This window comes from Massilia sp. IC2-476, from assembly GCF_020707295.1.
Lineage (GTDB): Bacteria > Pseudomonadota > Gammaproteobacteria > Burkholderiales > Burkholderiaceae_D > Telluria.
The window spans coordinates 65,472-82,334 of record NZ_JAJFER010000008.1; the positions used below are offsets into that span (position 1 = coordinate 65,472).

Sequence of the window (16,863 nt, forward strand, 5' to 3'; positions counted from 1 at the left end):
GTAATGTCCCGCTTTTCTGGACAGCGTCAGCGTGGTGCAACGCAATAAGCTAGAATGAACGTCCTTCGGACTCGTCCGACCGACGCACTGCATCCAAGCCTCACAGCCCATGAACGCGCCCGCACACATCCATACCCTGCTTGCCGACAACGCCCCCGCGCGCCTGCGCGAGATCCCGTACAACTACACCTCGTTCTCCGATCGCGAAATCGTGATCCGCCTGCTGGGTGAGTCGTCGTGGCGCCTGCTCGACGAGCTGCGCGGCGCACGCCAGACCGGGCGCTCGGCGCGCATGCTGTACGAGGTGCTGGGCGACATCTGGGTGGTACGCCGCAATCCCTATCTGCAGGACGACCTGCTGGATAACCCGAAGCGCCGCCAGAAGCTGATCGACGCCTTGCACCACCGCCTGGCCGAAGTCGACAAGCGCCGCCTGACGGTCGATGCGAGCGAAGGCGACGCCGAACTGTCCGCCTCGCGCAGCGCCGCGGTCGAACAGCTGCTTGGGGCCGCACGCAAGGCGGTCGACGACTTCGCGCGCGAGTTCCGCGAGACCTACGACCTGCGCAAGCGCGCCAGGCAGGTGCTCGGCGCCTACACCGACAAGCGCAACATCCGATTCGATGGCATGCACCGCGTCTCGCACGTCACCGACGCCACCGACTGGCGCGTCGAATATCCCTTCCTGGTGCTGCTCCCGGACAGTGAAGAAGAGATGGCCGGCCTGGTGAAAGGCTGCATCGAGCTGGGCCTGACCATCATCCCGCGCGGCGGTGGCACCGGCTACACCGGCGGCGCGATTCCGCTCACGCCGATGTCGGCCGTGATCAATACCGAAAAGCTGGTCCAGCTGGGCGAGGTCGAGATGACGCACCTGCCGGGCGTGGACCGTGAATACGCCACCATCCACACCTATGCGGGCGTGGTCACCCAGCGCGTCTCGCAGGCCGCCGAAAAGGCCGGCTTCGTGTTCGCGGTGGACCCGACCTCGGCCCACGCCTCCTGCATCGGCGGCAACATCGCCATGAACGCAGGCGGCAAGAAGGCCGTCCTGTGGGGCACGGCGCTCGACAACCTGGCTTCCTGGCGCATGGTCGACCCGAACGGCGACTGGCTGGAAGTCACGCGCATGGACCACAACCTGTCCAAGATCCACGACGCGCCGGTGGCCACGTTCAAGCTCGAATGGCGCCATCCGTCCGCGCGCGGCGTGGCGCAGAACGAACCGTTCCGCGTCGAGACGCTCAGCATCGAAGGCCGGCGCTTCCGCAAGGAAGGCCTGGGCAAGGACGTCACCGACAAGTTCCTGGCCGGCCTGCCTGGCATCCAGAAGGAAGGCACCGACGGCCTGATTACGTCGGCGCGCTGGATCCTGCACAAGATGCCGAAGTTCACCCGCACCGTGGCGCTGGAATTCTTCGGCCAGGCGCGCGATGCGATTCCATCGATCGTCGAGATCAAGGATTACCTCGACAGCCTGCCGAAGAACGGCGACCCGGCCTTTGCCACCATCCGCCTGGCGGGCCTGGAGCACCTCGACGAGCGCTACCTGCGCGCGGTCGGCTATGCCACCAAATCGAAGCGCGGCGTGCTGCCCAAGATGGCGCTGTTCGGCGACATCGTCGGCGACGACGAGAACGCGGTGGCGATCGCCGCCTCGGAAGTGGTGCGCCTGGCGAACACCCGCGTCGGCGAAGGCTTCGTCGCCGTGAGCGCGGAAGCGCGGAAAAAATTCTGGCTGGATCGCGCCCGTACCGCGGCCATCGCACGCCATACCAACGCCTTCAAGATCAACGAAGACGTCGTGATTCCCCTGAACCGCATGGGCGAATACACTGACGGCATCGAGCGCATCAACGTCGAGCTGTCGATCAAGAACAAGCTGCAGCTGGCGGAAGCCCTGCATGGGTACCTCTCGAACGAGCACCTGCCGATCGAGAAGAGCGACGACGCCACCGGCGACACCATCGACCGCGCCGAGATCCTGGGTGACCGGCCGCAGCAGGCGGTGGCGCTGGTGGAACTGGTCGCGGCGCGCTGGGGCTTCATCCTGGCCAACCTGGACCAGCCGCTGGCGGCGGTGCGCGGCAAGCTCGATGAGCTGGGCCTGGGCCAACTGTCGGCCACGCTCGACCAGCGCATCGGCACCCAGCCCGACGCGCTGCTGTTCGACGTGGTGCAGGACCATACGATTCGCGTCTCCTGGAAGCAGGAACTGCGCGCGCCGCTGCGCCAGATCTTCAACGGCGCGGCCTACAAGTGCATCCTCGACGAGTGCACGGCGATCCACAAGCGCATCCTGCGCTCGCGCGTGTTCGTGGCCCTGCACATGCACGCGGGCGACGGCAACGTGCACACCAACCTGCCGGTGAACTCGGACGACTACGCGATGCTGCAGGACGCGCACAAGGCCGTCGAGCGCATCATGAAGCTGGCCCGCTCGCTGGACGGCGTGATCTCGGGCGAGCACGGCATCGGCATCACCAAGCTCGAATTCCTCACCGACGACGAGATCCACGAGTTCCGCGAGTACAAGCTGCGCGTCGATCCGGAAGGCCGCTTCAACAAGGGCAAGCTGCTGAACACGACCGCCGTGTCGGCCGATCTCACCAATGCCTACACGCCATCCTTCGGCCTGATGGGCCACGAGTCGCTGATCATGCAGCAGAGCGACATCGGCGAGATCGCCAACAGCATCAAGGACTGCCTGCGCTGCGGCAAGTGCAAGCCGGTGTGCACCACCCACGTGCCGCAGTCGAACCTGCTGTATTCGCCGCGCGACAAGATCCTCGCCACCTCGGCCCTGATCGAAGCCTTCCTGTACGAAGAGCAGACCCGCCGCGGCGTCTCGATCCGGCACTGGGAAGAATTCGAGGACGTGTCCGACCACTGCACCGTGTGCCACAAGTGCGTGACGCCGTGCCCGGTCAACATCGACTTCGGCGACGTCTCGATGAACATGCGTAACCTGCTGCGCAAGATGGACAAGCGCAGCTTCAAGCCGGCCAACCGCGCCGCCATGTTCTTCCTGAACGCGACCGATCCGACCACCATCAACATGACCCGCAAGGCCATGGTGGACCTGGGCTACAAGGCCCAGCGCCTGGGCAACCAGATGCTGCGCGGCCTGGCCAAGGTGCAGGTGGAAGCGCCACCCCCGACCACCGGCAAGGCGCCGGTGCGCGAGCAGGTGATCCACTTCATCAACAAGAAAATGCCGGGCAACCTGCCGAAGAAGACGGCGCGCGCGCTGCTCGACATCGAGGACGACAAGGTCATCCCGATCATCCGCAACCCGAAGGCCACCAACGCCGATACGGAGGCCGTGTTCTACTTCCCGGGCTGCGGCTCGGAGCGCCTGTTCTCGCAGGTGGGCCTGGCGACCCAGGCGATGCTGTGGGAAGTGGGCGTGCAGACCGTGCTGCCGCCGGGCTACCTGTGCTGCGGCTACCCCCAGCGTGGCGCCGGCCAGTACGACAAGGCCGACAAGATGGTGACGGACAACCGCGTGCTGTTCCACCGCATGGCCAACACGCTGAACTACCTGGATATCAAGACGGTCGTGGTGTCCTGCGGCACCTGCTACGACTCGCTGGCGAACTACGAGTTCGACAAGATTTTCCCGGGCTGCCGCCTCATCGACATTCACGAATACCTGATGGAGAAGGGCGTGAAGCTGGAAGGCGTCACCGGTACCCGCTACATGTACCACGACCCCTGCCACACGCCGATGAAGTTGCAGGATTCGATCAAGACCGTGAATGCGCTGGTCTCCACCAGCGACAACGTGAAGATCGAAAAGAACGAGCGCTGCTGCGGCGAGTCCGGCACCTTCGCCGTGAGCCGTCCGGACATCGCGACCCAGGTCCGCTACCGCAAGGAAGCCGAGATGGAGAAGGGCGCCGACAAGCTGCGCGCCGACGGCTTTACCGGCGACGTCAAGATCCTGACCAGCTGCCCGTCCTGCCTGCAGGGCCTGTCGCGCTACAACCATGACGCCGGCACCACCGCCGACTACATCGTCGTCGAGATGGCGCGCCACCTGCTGGGCGAGAACTGGATGCCGGACTACGTCGCCCGCGCCAACAACGGCGGCATCGAAAGGGTGCTGGTATGAAGGAAGTGCTATGAAAGAAGTAATGCGGCAGCCCGGTTGCGAACTGTGCGACCTGGCCGTCCCCGTCGTCTGGCAGGACGAAAAGCTGTCGGTGATCATCGTCGACGACGCCGCCTATCCGGGCTTTTGCCGCGTCATCTGGCGCGAGCACGTGCGCGAGATGAGCGACCTGGCGCATGACGACCGCCTGCTGCTGAACGAAGCGGTGTTCCTGGTCGAGGAAGCGGTGCGCGAGGTGATGCAGCCGCTGAAGGTCAACGTGGCCAGCCTGGGCAACGTGGTGCCGCACCTGCACTGGCATATCATTCCGCGCTACGCGGACGATGCGCACTTCCCGGCGCCGGTGTGGGCCCAGGCCGCCCGTCAGACCGACGAGGCGACGCTGGCCGCACGCCGCGCGCAGCTGGCGGACCTGGCGGCAGCGATCGCCAAACGTTTCAACGAATAAGAGGAGTCGTCATGCCCAACCCACTTGATATCGCCGTGCGCCAGAAATCGCGCGTCCTGGAAATCGCCTTCGACGATGGCAGCAATTTTGCGATCCCATTCGAACTGATGCGCGTGTATTCGCCCTCGGCCGAGGTGAAGGGCCACGGCCCGGGCCAGGAAGTGCTCCAGCTGGGCAAGCGCGAGGTCGGCATCACGGGCGTGGAGCCGGTCGGGAACTACGCCATCAAGCCCCTGTTCGACGATGGCCACGGCAGCGGCATCTTCACCTGGGACTATCTCTACAAGCTGGGCAGCGAAGAAGCCTCGCTGTGGCAGCAATACCTCGACCGCCTGCACGCCGCCGGCTTCGCGGGCGACAGCGGCCGCGCGCCGGGTACCGAGATGCCGGGCGCGGCGCCGAAGTCCGGCGGCTGCGGCCACCACCACTGATCTGCCGCGTGGGCGGAAATCCGCCCACCCTACGAATATGGCTCGGTTGTAGGGTGGGCGGGTTCCCCGCCCACGCGGTCAAGCTGCCTTAACAAATCCTCAGCGCACCTGCGCACCGCGTCGCGCAGTTCTGGCGGCCGCCTGATCTCGAACCCGAAGGGCAAGCTCGCCAGCTGGCGCGCAAACCACGCGATATCGTCCGACTGGTTGTGCATGAGGATGCCGTCGTCGGCCTGCTCGAACACACCCATCGTGTCGAAGAACTGCGCCTGGGCGCGCTCCAGCGTCGTCTTCAACAGCACCTCGACCGTCCAGGCGCGGGGCAGGGTGGCCACCGAGCGCACCAGGTAGCCCAGCGCATCGAAGTCCGCCGGCCGCGCGAACGCTTCCTCCAGCACGCCCATCGACCGGATGCGGTCGAGACGGAAGGAACGCACGTCATTGCGCAGGTGGCACCAGCCCACCGCATACCAGCAGCCGTCGTGGAAAGCCAGGCCGTAGGTATCGACCGCCCGTTCTGAAGGCGTGCCCGCCGCATCCACGTAATCCAGTCGCACGCGCCGGCCGGCGCGCGCCGCCACCGACAGCACAGCAAGCGCCGCGTGTCCCGTCGCGCCATTGGCGCGGCGCAGGCCGAGCTGCACGGTCTCGTCGATGGCGCGCACGCGCTGGCGCAGGTTCGACGGCATGGTGCGCTCCAGCTTGGACTGGGCGCCGGCAATGGCCGGCGCCGCCCGGTCCAGCCCGAGGCTGCGCGCGGCCAACAGGCCGACCGACAGGGCCAGCGCCTCGTCCTCGCTGAACATCATCGGCGGCAGCTTGAAGCCGGCCACCAGCGCATAGCCGCCGGCGCGCCCGCGTTCGGCCGTGACCGGAATGCCCATCTCTTCCAGCGTGGCGATGTAGCGCCGCACGGTGCGCGTGTCCACCTCCAGCCGCGCCGCGATTTCGGCGCCGCTGACCTGGCCATGGGCCTGGAGCAGCTCGAGCACGGCCAGCACCCGCGTCGTTGGTTTGGTCATCGCAGCCTCGTCGAAATAATCAGGGCCGATTATGTCCCGATTCGACTTTATCGTGCCATCTTCAATGATAAGAAAGGAAAAACATGTCCGACCTTGCCAACCTGGGACTGTTCTTCGTGGTGGTCTTCGGCGTGATCGTGCTGCCGGGCCTGGACATGGCCTTTGTCATGGCCAGCGCGCTGCGCGGCGGGAATGGGGCCGGCCTGGCTGCCGTTGGCGGGATCATGCTGGGCGGCGCCGTCCACGTCCTCATGGGCGTGCTCGGGGTGGCGGCAGTGCTGGCCGTCTGGCCGCCGCTGTTCAATGCCGTGCTGCTGGCCGGGGCCCTGTATATCGCCTGGATCGGCTGGAGCCTGCTGCGCACGCGCGAGGGCATCACCCTGCCGGCGGCGGGCACGGCGCCGCGCGGCCGCCCGGTGTTCCTGCAGGGGATGCTGACCTGCCTGCTGAACCCCAAGGCCTACGTCTTCATGCTGGCGATCTTCCCGCAGTTCCTGCGTCCCGAGCGCGGCAATCTATGGGCGCAGGCAGCGGCGCTGGGCCTGATCACGGTATTCACGCAGGCGGCCGTGTATGGCGCAGTGGCGGTGGGCGCGCTGGGGGCGCAGCGCTGGCTGGCGGGGAATCCGCGCGCCGGACTGGCGGGGGCGCGCGCGGTCGGGGCGGTGCTGGTGGGAGCGGCCCTGCTGACGGTGGTGCAGGGCTGGGCATGAGATGGCCGCCAGGCTGCCGTCGCGGAAACCCAAAAAATTCGCTTTTCTTGTCGACAAGTCTGTCGAGATGAGGCAATGTCGTTCGTCATGCGAGGGCCCGGATGTCCGGGTGATCCTTTGGGAGAATACGCATGGACTACATGATTCTGATTTACGCGGACGAGCAACTGTATGCCGACATGCCGCAGGCAGAGCTTGCCGCGCTCATGGCCGACTACGGCCGCTATGCCCAAGAAATGGAGGCGGCCGGCGTGATGCGCGGTGGTTCCGAGCTTGCCCCGGTCCATGCGGCCACCACGGTGCGCCTGCGCGACGGCAAAGTCGTCTGCTGCGACGGGCCGTTTGCCGAAACCAAGGAACAGTTGGGTGGCTACTTCCTGATCGAATGCGACAACCTCGACGAGGCCATCAGCTGGGCGGCCAAGTGTCCGTCAGCCGGGCATGGCGCGATCGAGCTGCGGCCGCTGGTCAACAACGGCTGAGACGCTGATGGTGGTGCGGGTCGTCGACGAGGTATGCCGGCGCGAGGGCGGCAAGGTACTGGCCGGGTTGATCCGCCGCTTCGGCGACATCGGCCTGGCCGAGGACTTGCTGCAGGATGCCTACGCCCGCGCGCTCGAGCGCTGGCCGCGGGATGGCCTGCCGGACAATCCGGCAGGCTGGCTCAGCACGGTAGCGCGCAACCGCGGGCTCGACATCCTGCGCCGCGCGGCGCGTACGCTCGATGACTCGGCCGAGGTGCTGGCCCGGCTCGAGGCCTTGCCCGCGCTCGAGGCAAGCGAGCCCCTGCCCGAGGCAGGACTGGAAGACGACCGGCTGCGCCTGATCTTCGTGTGCTGCCATCCCGCTCTGCATCCGCGCGCGCAAAGCGCGCTGGCGCTGCGCACGCTGTGCGGCCTGTCCACGCGCGAGATCGCCCGCGCGTTCTGCGAAAGCGAAGCAACGACCGCCCAGCGCCTGGTACGTGCCAAGCGCAAGATCATTGAAGCGAAGATTCCATTTGTTATCCCGACGGCAACGGACCTGCCGGGCCGGCTGGCCATCGTGCTGCAGGTGATTTACCTGGTCTTCAACGAGGGTTATGGGGCCACTGGGGGAAGCCGGCTAGTACGCACCGACCTGTGCAGGGAGGCGATCCGGCTGGGGCGCTTGATGCAACACTTGATGCCCGGGGATGCCGAAGTAGGTGGCCTGCTCGCGCTGATGTTGCTTACCCATGCACGCAGCGCGGCGCGCGTCTCGGACCTGGGGGAGCTGCTGACCCTTGAGGAGCAGGACCGCTCGCGGTGGGACCGGGGTGCCATCGCCGAGGGGCTCGCGGTCCTGGATGCGGCGCTGGCCTTGCGCCGTCCTGGGCCATACCAGCTCCAGGCCGCGATTGCGGCCTTGCATGCCAGGGCGGGGCGCGCGGCAGACACCGACTGGCCCCAGATAGCAGCCCTGTACCGCGCCTTGCAGCGTTATCTCCCAACCCCGGTTGTGCAAATGAATGCGGCGGTGGCGCTTGGTATGGCCGAGGGACCCCGGCAAGGGCTGGGCGCGCTGAAACACATGGCCGCGATGGAGACTTCGCACTATCTGCACGCGGCGCGGGCGGAATTTCACCGCCGCCTAGGGGAGTTGCCTGAGGCATGCGCCGCCTACGCCCGTGCCGCCCAACTGGCCGGCAACGAGGTCGAACGGGCCTGGCTGCAGGCCCGCCGCGCAGACATCCTCTCTTCCTTGCCTGCGGCGTAAGTGCGCGCCAGCCAACTTCGCCAAAAACAAAAGGCACGTCAACGACGTGCCTTTGTCATGTGCCCGCCTGTGCGGGCAGCTCAGCAGCTCAGGCCGATGCCTGGATGTTCGATGCCTGCTTGCCCTTCGGGCCGGCAGTGATTTCGAACGTCACGCGCTGGTTTTCCTGCAGCGACTTGAAGCCGTTCGCGTTGATGGCCGAGAAGTGTGCAAAGACGTCTTCGCCGCCGCCGTCCGGGGTGATGAAGCCGAAACCTTTTGCATCGTTGAACCACTTTACAGTGCCAGTCGCCATGGTAATTCCCTCTTGAAGTTTATCTATGTTATTGCTTTGTCGTCCGTCAGGAGGTAGTACAACCAGCGGCGGGCCCAACATTGCAAAAATGATTATAGAGACAATTTTTTAAAAAGGAAGCAAGATTTTCAATCGTGCGCTTGCCTTTTTTTAACATTGAGGCTACCGGTCTCCAACAGCAGCCACAACGCCCGGAAATCAGAAACTCAAGGGCATGCGCACCGTCAGCGACACGTCGGGAGTGTCGCGCGTCACGCCCGCGCCCACGGCGACGGACAGCGAACGCTTGTCGTTGAAACGATACGAGTAGCCGAGCAACAGGGTGCCGAGCTGGGTCCGGACCGAGCCCGGCACCGTACGGCCATTCTGTTTCATGCGCGCCACGGTGCTATGGTCGTAGCCGAGGCTGAGCGAGGCCTTGTCGTTCAGCGCCAGGCCCATGCCGAAGTTGAAGCCGATGATGCCGCCCGGCGCCAGCTCGCCCAGCGGCTCGCGGATGCCGTTGCGCACCAGGCGCTCGACGTTGCTGCGCTTGAAGTTGTGCAGGTAGCTCAAGTTGCCGAAGAAGACCGCCGGGTCGGACGGGAACAGCCAGGTCAGGCTGCCCTGCAGCGAGTGGAAGCCCGAGCCGGTCGGCAGCGACAGCGGCAGGCCGGTGCCGGTCACGTTCTCGCCGATGCAGCGGGTCTGGCAATCGGTGACGACCTCGAACGGGCCTTTGCCGGTAACCGATTTGTAGCGCAGGCCGCCGATGTAATAGGCCTTGTCCGGGCCGCCGTTGTTGAGCTGGTAGCGGCCGGCGATCTCGATGTCGCCCAGGTCCTTGCCGCTGGTGTCGAACACGCGCTCGACCGCGGTGCCGGTGAAGATCTCGCGGCTGACGGTGGCGTCCGAGCGGTACACGTAGGGCACCTTGACCTCGACTTCCATCCGGTTGCTCAGGCCGGTACGGCCGGTGATCGAGCCGGTGAAGGTGTTGCGCTTGACCTCGCGCACGTCCACCAGGCCGATCAGCAGCGCCGGGATCACCGTGTAGCCGACCAGGGCCACGCGATTGCTCGACGAATAACCGAACTGCAGGGCCGGCTCGAGGATGTACTTGCCGCGCGGCGTCAGCACGCCCGGGGCTTCGAACAGCGGCGCCACTTCGGGCGGGCGCTGGTCTTTCTGGTTGCGGGTTGCCGTGTTGTTCTGGGCCTGGGCCGGGGCACGCGCCGCCGGCTGGCTCGGGGCCGGGCCCGGGTTGAGCGGCGCCGGGGTCGAGGGCGGACGCTGGTTCTGGGCCGGTGCCTGGGCGACATTGTTGCCCTGGGCGCCGCCATTCTGGCCGCCGGTGCCGCGCTGCTCCGACAGCAGGCTGTCGTCGATGCGGGGCGGCTGCGCCAGGTTCTCGGCGAGCACTGGCTGGGCGCCGTCGCGGCGTTCCTCGATGCGTTCAATCTTGGTGCGCTGGGCCTGCAGCTCGCGCATCAGCTTGTCGACCAGTTCGCGCTGGGCGGCCAGTTCGGCCTTCAGGGTAGCCAGTTCGGCGGTCTTGTCCTGGGCGCTGGCCGGCGCTTCCTGGGCCGCGGCAACGGGCGCCAGCAGCATTGCCGCCAGGCCGGCCGCCCCTAGGCGCGCGACGTGATTGGACATGCGTTTCTCCATCGGCAGATTAATAATATTGCAATGCTACAGGCTTCCTGCCGAGCGCACGATTGCATCACGAATTGTTGAGTGAAAATTAAGGTCTTTGATCAGGGCCATGCTGTTGACAGTCGAGCTGATCGTGGTCTGGGCCAGGATGGCCTGGTTGTCGAGGCTGTTCTGGACCAGGGTGGCGCCGTTGCCCAGGGCGAGGTCGCCAGGTCCGAAATTGTTGCCCCCGACCTGGATCAGGCGAGCGGTGCCGAGGGCTTCGCTGGCTGCCGCGACCTGCGCGGCCGTCATGTTGCTCACGTCGGGAATCGCGACATTGGTGCGCGACAGCACTTCGCCATTGATCGAGACCACCCGCTCGATGCCGAGCGAGATGGCAAGGCCGCCCGGGGTCTCGAAACCGCCGCGCGCACCGTCGAGGGTGGCGGTATCGACCGGCGCCCATTCGTCGGCATCGATGACCGCGGTCTTGTCCTGCGCCAGGGCCGCACTGCAGGCTCCGGCCAGCAGCGTGGCCGCGAGGGCCCGGCATGCGTGTATGAGCCAGTGCATGGCTGATCCTTTCAAAAGTCGCTAGGGCCGAATTTCGGCAGGCTCTGGCTGTATTGTTCGTTGTTGATGCCGGTGCCGAGCGGCGCGCGCGGGGCGGAGCGCCAGTCGTCGGCGCCGTTGAAGGCCACGGTCTTGCCCGGGTACTTGTGCACCACGAACAGGAGTTTGTTGGCCCACAGCTCCATGAAGCGTTCGCGCGTCACCGAACGCGCGCCGCTGGACGGGTCGCCGAGCAGGATGCGGCCGTCTTCGGCGCCCTTGATCACGACGAAATGGTTGTAGCCGCGGTCGGTGATCAGGACGATCGCCGGCAGCTTGGCCTCGAGCAGCTTGTCGAGCGGCTGCTGGAAGCCGTCGCCGACGAAGCCGCGGGTCGCCAGGTAGCGCTTCATGTCGAGCATGGAAAAGCCTTGCTGGCGGATCTTGGCCTGATCCCCGGTCAGGAACATCTTTTCGAAGACTTCCTTTTCGGTCACCGGCGTACCGTAGTGGTAGGTCAGCAGGGTGGCCAGCGCGGCCGAGCCGCAGCTGAAGTCGAACTGCTGGCGGGTGGTCTTGCGGAACTTGAGGTCCTTGAGTGAGGTGACCGGCACCGTGGCGCGCTGGCCGACGGCCAGCTCGATGCTCGACGCCGGACACCCCGGTGCCAGCAGCATGCCGCACACGGCGGCAGAGATGGCGACAAACGTTTTCATAAAGCCTTCTTGCTATTGCAGACGCAGGTTGATGACGGTGGCGCTCTGGATCAGCACGTTCGAACCACTGTTCTGGATCACCATCGGAATGCCTTGCGCGTTGGCGAAGGAACCGCTGTCGATGACGTTGTTGCCGCTCACGGTGTTGACCGCGGTGTTGTTGCCCACCGTACCTCCCAGCACCGCTTCGGTGTGGACGGTGTCGTCCTTGCCGCTGGTGCGGCCCAGGCGTTCGGTGGAGGCGGCTTCGCCCCAGGCATCGGCGGCTTCGCGTTCCGGCGCCACCTTCACCTCGGTCAGGAAGCTGATCTTGACCGGCAGCTTCTCCGGCTCGGCGGCCTGGACCGCCAGCGGGAGCGCGACCAGCGTCGCCAGCACGAATCGGTACACAGGTTTCATAAAATCTCCCTTCGGGTGCGGAAAAACCGCCGCGCGACCGATGCCGCGCGGCGGTTACTGCCGGAATTACTGGCCGACGTTCATGTTCGACTGAACGTTGACGCTCTGCTGGATCAGCGACGAGAAGCCGTTGTTCTGGCTGATCACCGAGACGCCTGCAGCACCCTGGGCGATATTCGACATGGTGTTCGACATGTCGAAGGCGCCGGTGGTCACGCTCTGGGTGCCGCCGTTGCCGCCGGTGCCCGCGCCGCCTGCGCCGCCCATGGCTTCGCCGCCGGTGCTGGTGCCGCCTGCGCCGCCGGCGCCCGAGGTGTTGCTGCCGCCTGCGCCGCCTTCACCGCCGGCGCCGCCAGTCGCTTCGCCCGAGGTAGCCGAGCCGCTGGTCGAGGTGCCGCCGGTGGCCGAGCCGCCTGCTGCGCCTGCGCCGCTGGCATTCGATGCGCCGCCGCTGGCTGCGCCCGAACCGCCGTTGCCACCCATTGCGCCCGAGCCGCCGTTGCCGCCGGTTGCGCCCGAGCCGCCTGCGCCGCCTGCTGCGCCGGCACCGCCGGCACCGCCCGCACCGCCCGTGCCGCCTTCGCCGCCAGCTGCGCCGGCGCCGCCGGTCGAGCTGCCTGCTGCGCCAGCGCCGGCAGTCGAGCTGCCTTCTGCGCCTGCGCCGCCGGTTGCGGTGCCGGCCGCGCCTGCGCCGCCTGCGCCGCCTTCGCCGCCGGTACCTGCGCCACCTGCGCCGCCGGTGCCTGCGCCGCCTGCACCGCCGGTGCCGGTCAGGGCTGCGCCGTTGCCGGCGGTGCCGCCGGTGCCGGTGCCGCCTGCAGCGCCTGCGCCGCCGGTCGAGGTGCCTGCAGCGCCCGAACCGCCTGCGCCGCCGGCTGCGCCTGCGCCGCCTGCGCCGGAGCTCGCATCACCTGCAGTGTTCGAGACGGTGCCGGTGCTGGCAGCGCCCGAGGTAGCTTCGCCGCTGTTCGAGGTGGCTGCGCCGCCCATGCCGCCGCCGGTCTCGCCCGACATGCCGCTCGAGCCGGCGTTGGCCATGTTGCCGCCGGTGCCGGCGCCAGCAGTGCTGGCGGTGCCGGTTGCGCCCTGGCCCGAGCCGGTTGCCGCGCCGCTGGTGCCGCCCGTGCCGCCCATGCCGCCCGCGGCGCCGCTGCCGCCGCCGGCGCTCGAACCGCCGCCGCTGCCGCCGCTGCCTGCGGTCACGGTGCCGTTGCCGCCGCCGTTGCCGCCATTCAGGTTGCCGGCGTCGCCGCCGGTGCCGCCGGTGGACATGCCGCCGTTGGCGCCGGTGCCGCTGCCGGCTTCGCCGCCACGCGCGCCGTTGCCGCCGGTCGCGGTCGACATGCCGCCGTTGCCGCCCATTGCGTCGGCATTGCCGCCACGGCCGCCGGTTGCGGTCGAGGTGCCGCCGTTGCCGCCCATGCCGCCTGCAGCGCCGGCGCCGCCGGTGTTGCCGCCGCCGCCCGAGCCGCCGATGCCGCCAGCTGCGCCGCGGCCGCCGTCGCCGCCTGCGGCGCCGTTGCCGCCCATGCCGCCGGCAGCGCCCGAGCCGCCTGCGCCGGTGCGTGCATTGCCGGTATCGCCGCCGGCGCCGCCTGCGCCGCCGTTGGCTGCGCCCACATCCGAGGCGCCGCTGGTGGCTTCGCCGCTGCGGCCGGTTGCGCCTGCGCCGCCCATGGCGCCGTTGGCGCCGCGTGCCGCGCCGCTTGCGCCGCCGTCGCCGCCGCGGGCATTGCCGCCGGTGGCGTCGCCGCCGGCTGCGCCGTTACCGGCAGCGCCGTTGGCGTTGCCGTTGTTGACGGCGCTGTTGCCGATGTTATTGATGTTGTTGCCGGTGACCGTGCCGGTCAGGTTGCTGGTCGCGGTCGCGCTCGAATTGTTGAACGAGCTGTCGACGCTGGAAGTCGAGGTGCTGTTGTTGTTGGCAGCGGCTGCAGCCACTTCGCTGGCATTCGCGTTTCCGGTGCTGCGGTTCTGGCCCGAGGAATTGCGGTTGTCCGAGTTGTTGCTCTGGTCAGTGGTTTGAGTTTGGGTATTGCCGCCGCGGACTTCGCCAGCGGAGTTGCCGGCTTGTCCTTGCGTGTCTTGTGCCTGGGCCATGCCGAAAGCCAGTGCGATCGCGGTCGCCAGAAGTGTGCGCTTCATCTGTTACTCCCCTTTGTGTGTCACTGAAAAGTTGAAATGCCCGGCGTCCTATGCCACCGGTCCACTTACCCCTTTAGCAGTTTGCGTGCCAGCTCGCGAAGCTTTCGCAAGTCTTTGATTAATCTGCCTATTTTTATGCTGAGCAAGCTTGTAGGACTGGATTGATGGGGCAGTACAACATCTTCGAAAAACCTTGTCTCAATCTTGTGACACTTGTAACGTAACCGTCACCAGACTGTATCAAGCTGTAACAGGGCCAAGGGGATGGGGAGCTGAGGTGTTCAGAACGCTTGCTGTGAGGATGTAGGAAAAGCTGAAGCCGGTTGGCGGGGAAAAGTGGCTTGCGGCGCCAGGGCAGGCGTGCGGAAAGCAGGCAGGATTTGCCGAAGATGACAAAGCGGGACGCAAGGTCCCGCTCCGTGATGGCCGCAGGCGCAGGCCTGCGGCATCGGAAGCCGCACGGCTGGCGCCGTGCGGCCGTCGTGCTGTTACTGGCCGACGTTCATGTTCGACTGAACGTTGACGCTCTGCTGGACCAGCGAGGTGAAGCCGCCGTTCTGGCTGATCACCGACACGCCGGCAGCGGTCTGGGCGACGCCCGACATTGCGTTCGACATGTTGAAGGCGCCGGTGCTCACGTCCTGGCTGCCGCCGTTGCCGCCGGTACCCGAACCGCCGTTGCCGCCGGTGGCAGCGCCGCCGGTGTTGGCGCCGCCTGCGCCGCCTTCACCCGAGGTGTTGCTGCCGCCTGCACCGCCGGCAGCGCCGTTGCCGCCGGTTGCACCGCCCGAGGTAGCCGAGCCGCTGGTCGCGCTGCCGCCGGTGGCTTCGCCGCCTGCGCCGCCTTCACCAGCGGTGTTGGAAGCAGCGCCGCTGGCGCCGCCTGCGCCGCCGGTGCCGCCTGCCGCGCCGGAACCACCCGTGCCGCCTGCCGCGCCGGCACCGCCTTCGCCGCCTGCCGCGCCGGTGCCGCCGGCACCGCCTTCAGCGCCCGCACCGCCGGTACCGCCGGCTGCGCCTGCGCCGCCGGTGGAGGTGCCTTCGGCGCCTGCGCCGCCGGTCGAGGTGCCGGCTGCGCCTGCGCCGCCGGTCGAGCCGCCTTCGCCGCCGGCTGCGCCTGCTGCGCCGCTGCCGCCGGTGCCGGTCGCGCCGGTGCCGCCGGTGCCGGTGGCGCCTTCACCGCCGGTGCCCGACAGGCTGCCGCCTGCGCCGCCCTGGCCGCCGCTGGCAGCACCGCCGGCCGCGCCCGCGCCGCCGGTCGAGCTGCCTTCGCCGCCCGCAGCGCCGTTGCCGCCTGCCGCGCCGGCGCCGCCTTCGCCCGAGGTGGATGCGCCTGCCGTGTTGGTCGCGGCGCCGCCGGTGGCGGTGCCCGAGGTGGCGCCGCCGCTGTTGGTGTCCGCGTTGCCGCCGCCGCTGCCTTCGCCGCCGCTGCTGCCGCCGCCGGTCGCGGTGTTGGCGCCGCTGCCGGCGCTGCCGCTGCTCGCGTTGCTGTTGGCGCCCTGGCCCGAGCCGGTGGCGCTGCCGCTGGCGCCTCCAGCGCCGCCTTCGCCACCCGTACCGCCGGCGCCGCCGATGCCGTTCGAGGTGCCGCCGGCGCTGCCGGAGCCGCCGTTCACGTCGGCGTTGCCGCCGCCATTGCCGCCTGCCACACGGCCGCTCGAGCCGCCTGCGCCGCCCATGCCGTCGCCACCCGCGCCGCCGCTGCCGGCACCGCCCGCGCCGCCTGCGCCGCCTGCGCCGCCGGTAGCATCGCCGTTGCCGCCAATACCGCCGGTGGCCGTCGAATTGCCGCCACGGCCGCCGGTAGCGTCCGCGTTGCCGCCGCGGCCGCCGTCGCCGCCTGCGGCGCCGTTGCCGCCCAGGTTGCCGCCGCCGCCTTCGCCGCCGGTGCCGCCTGCCGCGCCACGGCCGCCGGTGCCGCCTGCCGCACCGCGGCCGCCGTCGCCGCCCATGGCGCCGTCGCCGCCGGCGCCGGTACGGGCATTGCCGGTGGTGCCGCCGGCACCGCCTTCACCGCCGCGTGCCGCGGCAGCCGAAGCGTTGCCGCTGGTCGAGGCGCCGCTGGTGGCGTTGCCGCCGTCGCCGCCCGCGGCGCCGTTGCCGCCGCGCGCTGCGCCGCTGTCGCCGCCGTTGTTGCCATTGGCGTTGCCGCCGTTGGCGCTACCGCCTTCCGCGCCGGTGCCTGCCGCGCCGCTTGCGGCTGCGCCGTTCTCGGCGTAGTTGCCGATGGTGTTGACGGTGTTGTTCGCTGCACGGCCTTCCAGGGTGCTGATCGAGCTGGCGGTCGAGGTGTTGTACGAACCGGTGACCGAGGAGGAGGCGTTGCCGTTGTTGTTGGCCGAGGCGGCGCCTGCAGCGCTTGCCCGGGCGTCGCCGCTGCTACGGTTCTGGCCCGAGGAATCGCGGTTATCCGAGTTGTTGCTCTGGTCAGTGGTTTGAGTCTGGTTATTGCCACGGCGGACGTCGCCGGCCGTGTTGCCATCTTGTGCGTGGGCCATGCCGAATGCCAGTGCGATCGCGGTCGCCAGAAGTGTGCGCTTCATCTGTTACTCCCCTTTATGTGTCACTGAAAGTTGAAATGCCCGGCGTCGTGTCAGGCCGGTCCATGTACGCTCTAGCAGGTTGCGTGCCAGCTTCTAATTCCACCCCCAAGTCCTTGATTAGCCTGAGC

Annotated in this window: 14 protein-coding genes; 6 read left to right on the plus strand and 8 right to left on the minus strand. The window is 68.1% G+C overall.

The window, feature by feature from the left end:
- Window positions 1-109 precede the first annotated feature (109 nt).
- From LK539_RS19495 to LK539_RS19505, 3 genes are read left to right on the plus strand one after another with little or no spacing between them, the layout of a single operon-like run.
- On the plus strand, window positions 110-4,117 hold the full coding sequence (locus LK539_RS19495; protein ID WP_227802721.1) for a DUF3683 domain-containing protein: 4,008 nt from the start codon (window positions 110-112) through the stop codon (window positions 4,115-4,117).
- A 10-nt stretch (window positions 4,118-4,127) separates the two neighbouring features.
- The gene (locus LK539_RS19500; RefSeq protein WP_227802722.1) at window positions 4,128-4,565 is read left to right on the plus strand and encodes an HIT family protein; all 438 of its coding nucleotides are present in this window, start codon (window positions 4,128-4,130) and stop codon (window positions 4,563-4,565) included.
- An 11-nt stretch (window positions 4,566-4,576) separates the two neighbouring features.
- Window positions 4,577-4,996: a gamma-butyrobetaine hydroxylase-like domain-containing protein gene (locus tag LK539_RS19505; protein WP_227802723.1), complete on the plus strand. Its 420-nt coding sequence runs from the start codon at window positions 4,577-4,579 to the stop codon at window positions 4,994-4,996.
- A gap of 29 nt (window positions 4,997-5,025) precedes the next feature.
- Here the strand turns inward: LK539_RS19505 and LK539_RS19510 are convergent, their stop codons facing one another.
- Window positions 5,026-6,018 (minus strand): YafY family protein, encoded by a 993-nt coding sequence (locus LK539_RS19510; RefSeq protein WP_227802724.1) that lies wholly within the window; start codon window positions 6,016-6,018, stop codon window positions 5,026-5,028.
- Window positions 6,019-6,101: 83 nt separating this feature from the next.
- Here LK539_RS19510 and LK539_RS19515 point away from each other — a divergent pair, with 83 nt between their 5' ends.
- The 3 genes from LK539_RS19515 (at window position 6,102) to LK539_RS19525 (ending at window position 8,468) form a co-directional block, all read left to right on the plus strand.
- A complete protein-coding gene (locus LK539_RS19515) occupies window positions 6,102-6,731 on the plus strand; it encodes a LysE family translocator (RefSeq protein ID WP_227802725.1) in 630 nt (209 codons plus the stop codon).
- Between the two features lie 131 nt (window positions 6,732-6,862).
- Window positions 6,863-7,213 carry a YciI family protein gene (locus tag LK539_RS19520; protein ID WP_227802726.1) on the plus strand — a complete coding sequence of 117 codons (351 nt, stop codon included), beginning with the start codon at window positions 6,863-6,865 and terminating at the stop codon, window positions 7,211-7,213.
- A 7-nt stretch (window positions 7,214-7,220) separates the two neighbouring features.
- On the plus strand, window positions 7,221-8,468 hold the full coding sequence (locus LK539_RS19525) for an RNA polymerase sigma factor (RefSeq protein ID WP_227802727.1): 1,248 nt from the start codon (window positions 7,221-7,223) through the stop codon (window positions 8,466-8,468).
- An 88-nt stretch (window positions 8,469-8,556) separates the two neighbouring features.
- Here LK539_RS19525 and LK539_RS19530 read toward each other — a convergent pair whose 3' ends face one another.
- The 7 genes from LK539_RS19530 to LK539_RS19560 all read right to left on the minus strand — a co-directional run bounded on the left by LK539_RS19530 (window position 8,557) and on the right by LK539_RS19560 (window position 16,735).
- A complete protein-coding gene (locus tag LK539_RS19530; RefSeq protein ID WP_227802728.1) occupies window positions 8,557-8,763 on the minus strand; it encodes a cold-shock protein in 207 nt (68 codons plus the stop codon).
- A gap of 198 nt (window positions 8,764-8,961) precedes the next feature.
- Entirely contained in the window at window positions 8,962-10,398 is a 1,437-nt protein-coding gene (locus tag LK539_RS19535; protein ID WP_227802729.1) for a hypothetical protein, read from the minus strand.
- 36 nt (window positions 10,399-10,434) lie between these two features.
- Entirely contained in the window at window positions 10,435-10,953 is a 519-nt protein-coding gene (locus LK539_RS19540; RefSeq protein WP_227802730.1) for a hypothetical protein, read from the minus strand.
- A gap of 11 nt (window positions 10,954-10,964) precedes the next feature.
- Window positions 10,965-11,648, minus strand: a complete 684-nt coding sequence (locus LK539_RS19545; protein ID WP_227802731.1) for a C39 family peptidase — start codon at window positions 11,646-11,648, stop codon at window positions 10,965-10,967.
- Between the two features lie 12 nt (window positions 11,649-11,660).
- Window positions 11,661-12,047, minus strand: a complete 387-nt coding sequence (locus LK539_RS19550) for a hypothetical protein (protein WP_227802732.1) — start codon at window positions 12,045-12,047, stop codon at window positions 11,661-11,663.
- A gap of 66 nt (window positions 12,048-12,113) precedes the next feature.
- Window positions 12,114-14,192, minus strand: a complete 2,079-nt coding sequence (locus tag LK539_RS24450; protein WP_267877692.1) for a hypothetical protein — start codon at window positions 14,190-14,192, stop codon at window positions 12,114-12,116.
- A 488-nt stretch (window positions 14,193-14,680) separates the two neighbouring features.
- The gene (locus LK539_RS19560) at window positions 14,681-16,735 is read right to left on the minus strand and encodes a hypothetical protein (RefSeq protein ID WP_227802733.1); all 2,055 of its coding nucleotides are present in this window, start codon (window positions 16,733-16,735) and stop codon (window positions 14,681-14,683) included.
- Between the last annotated feature and the right edge of the window lie 128 nt (window positions 16,736-16,863).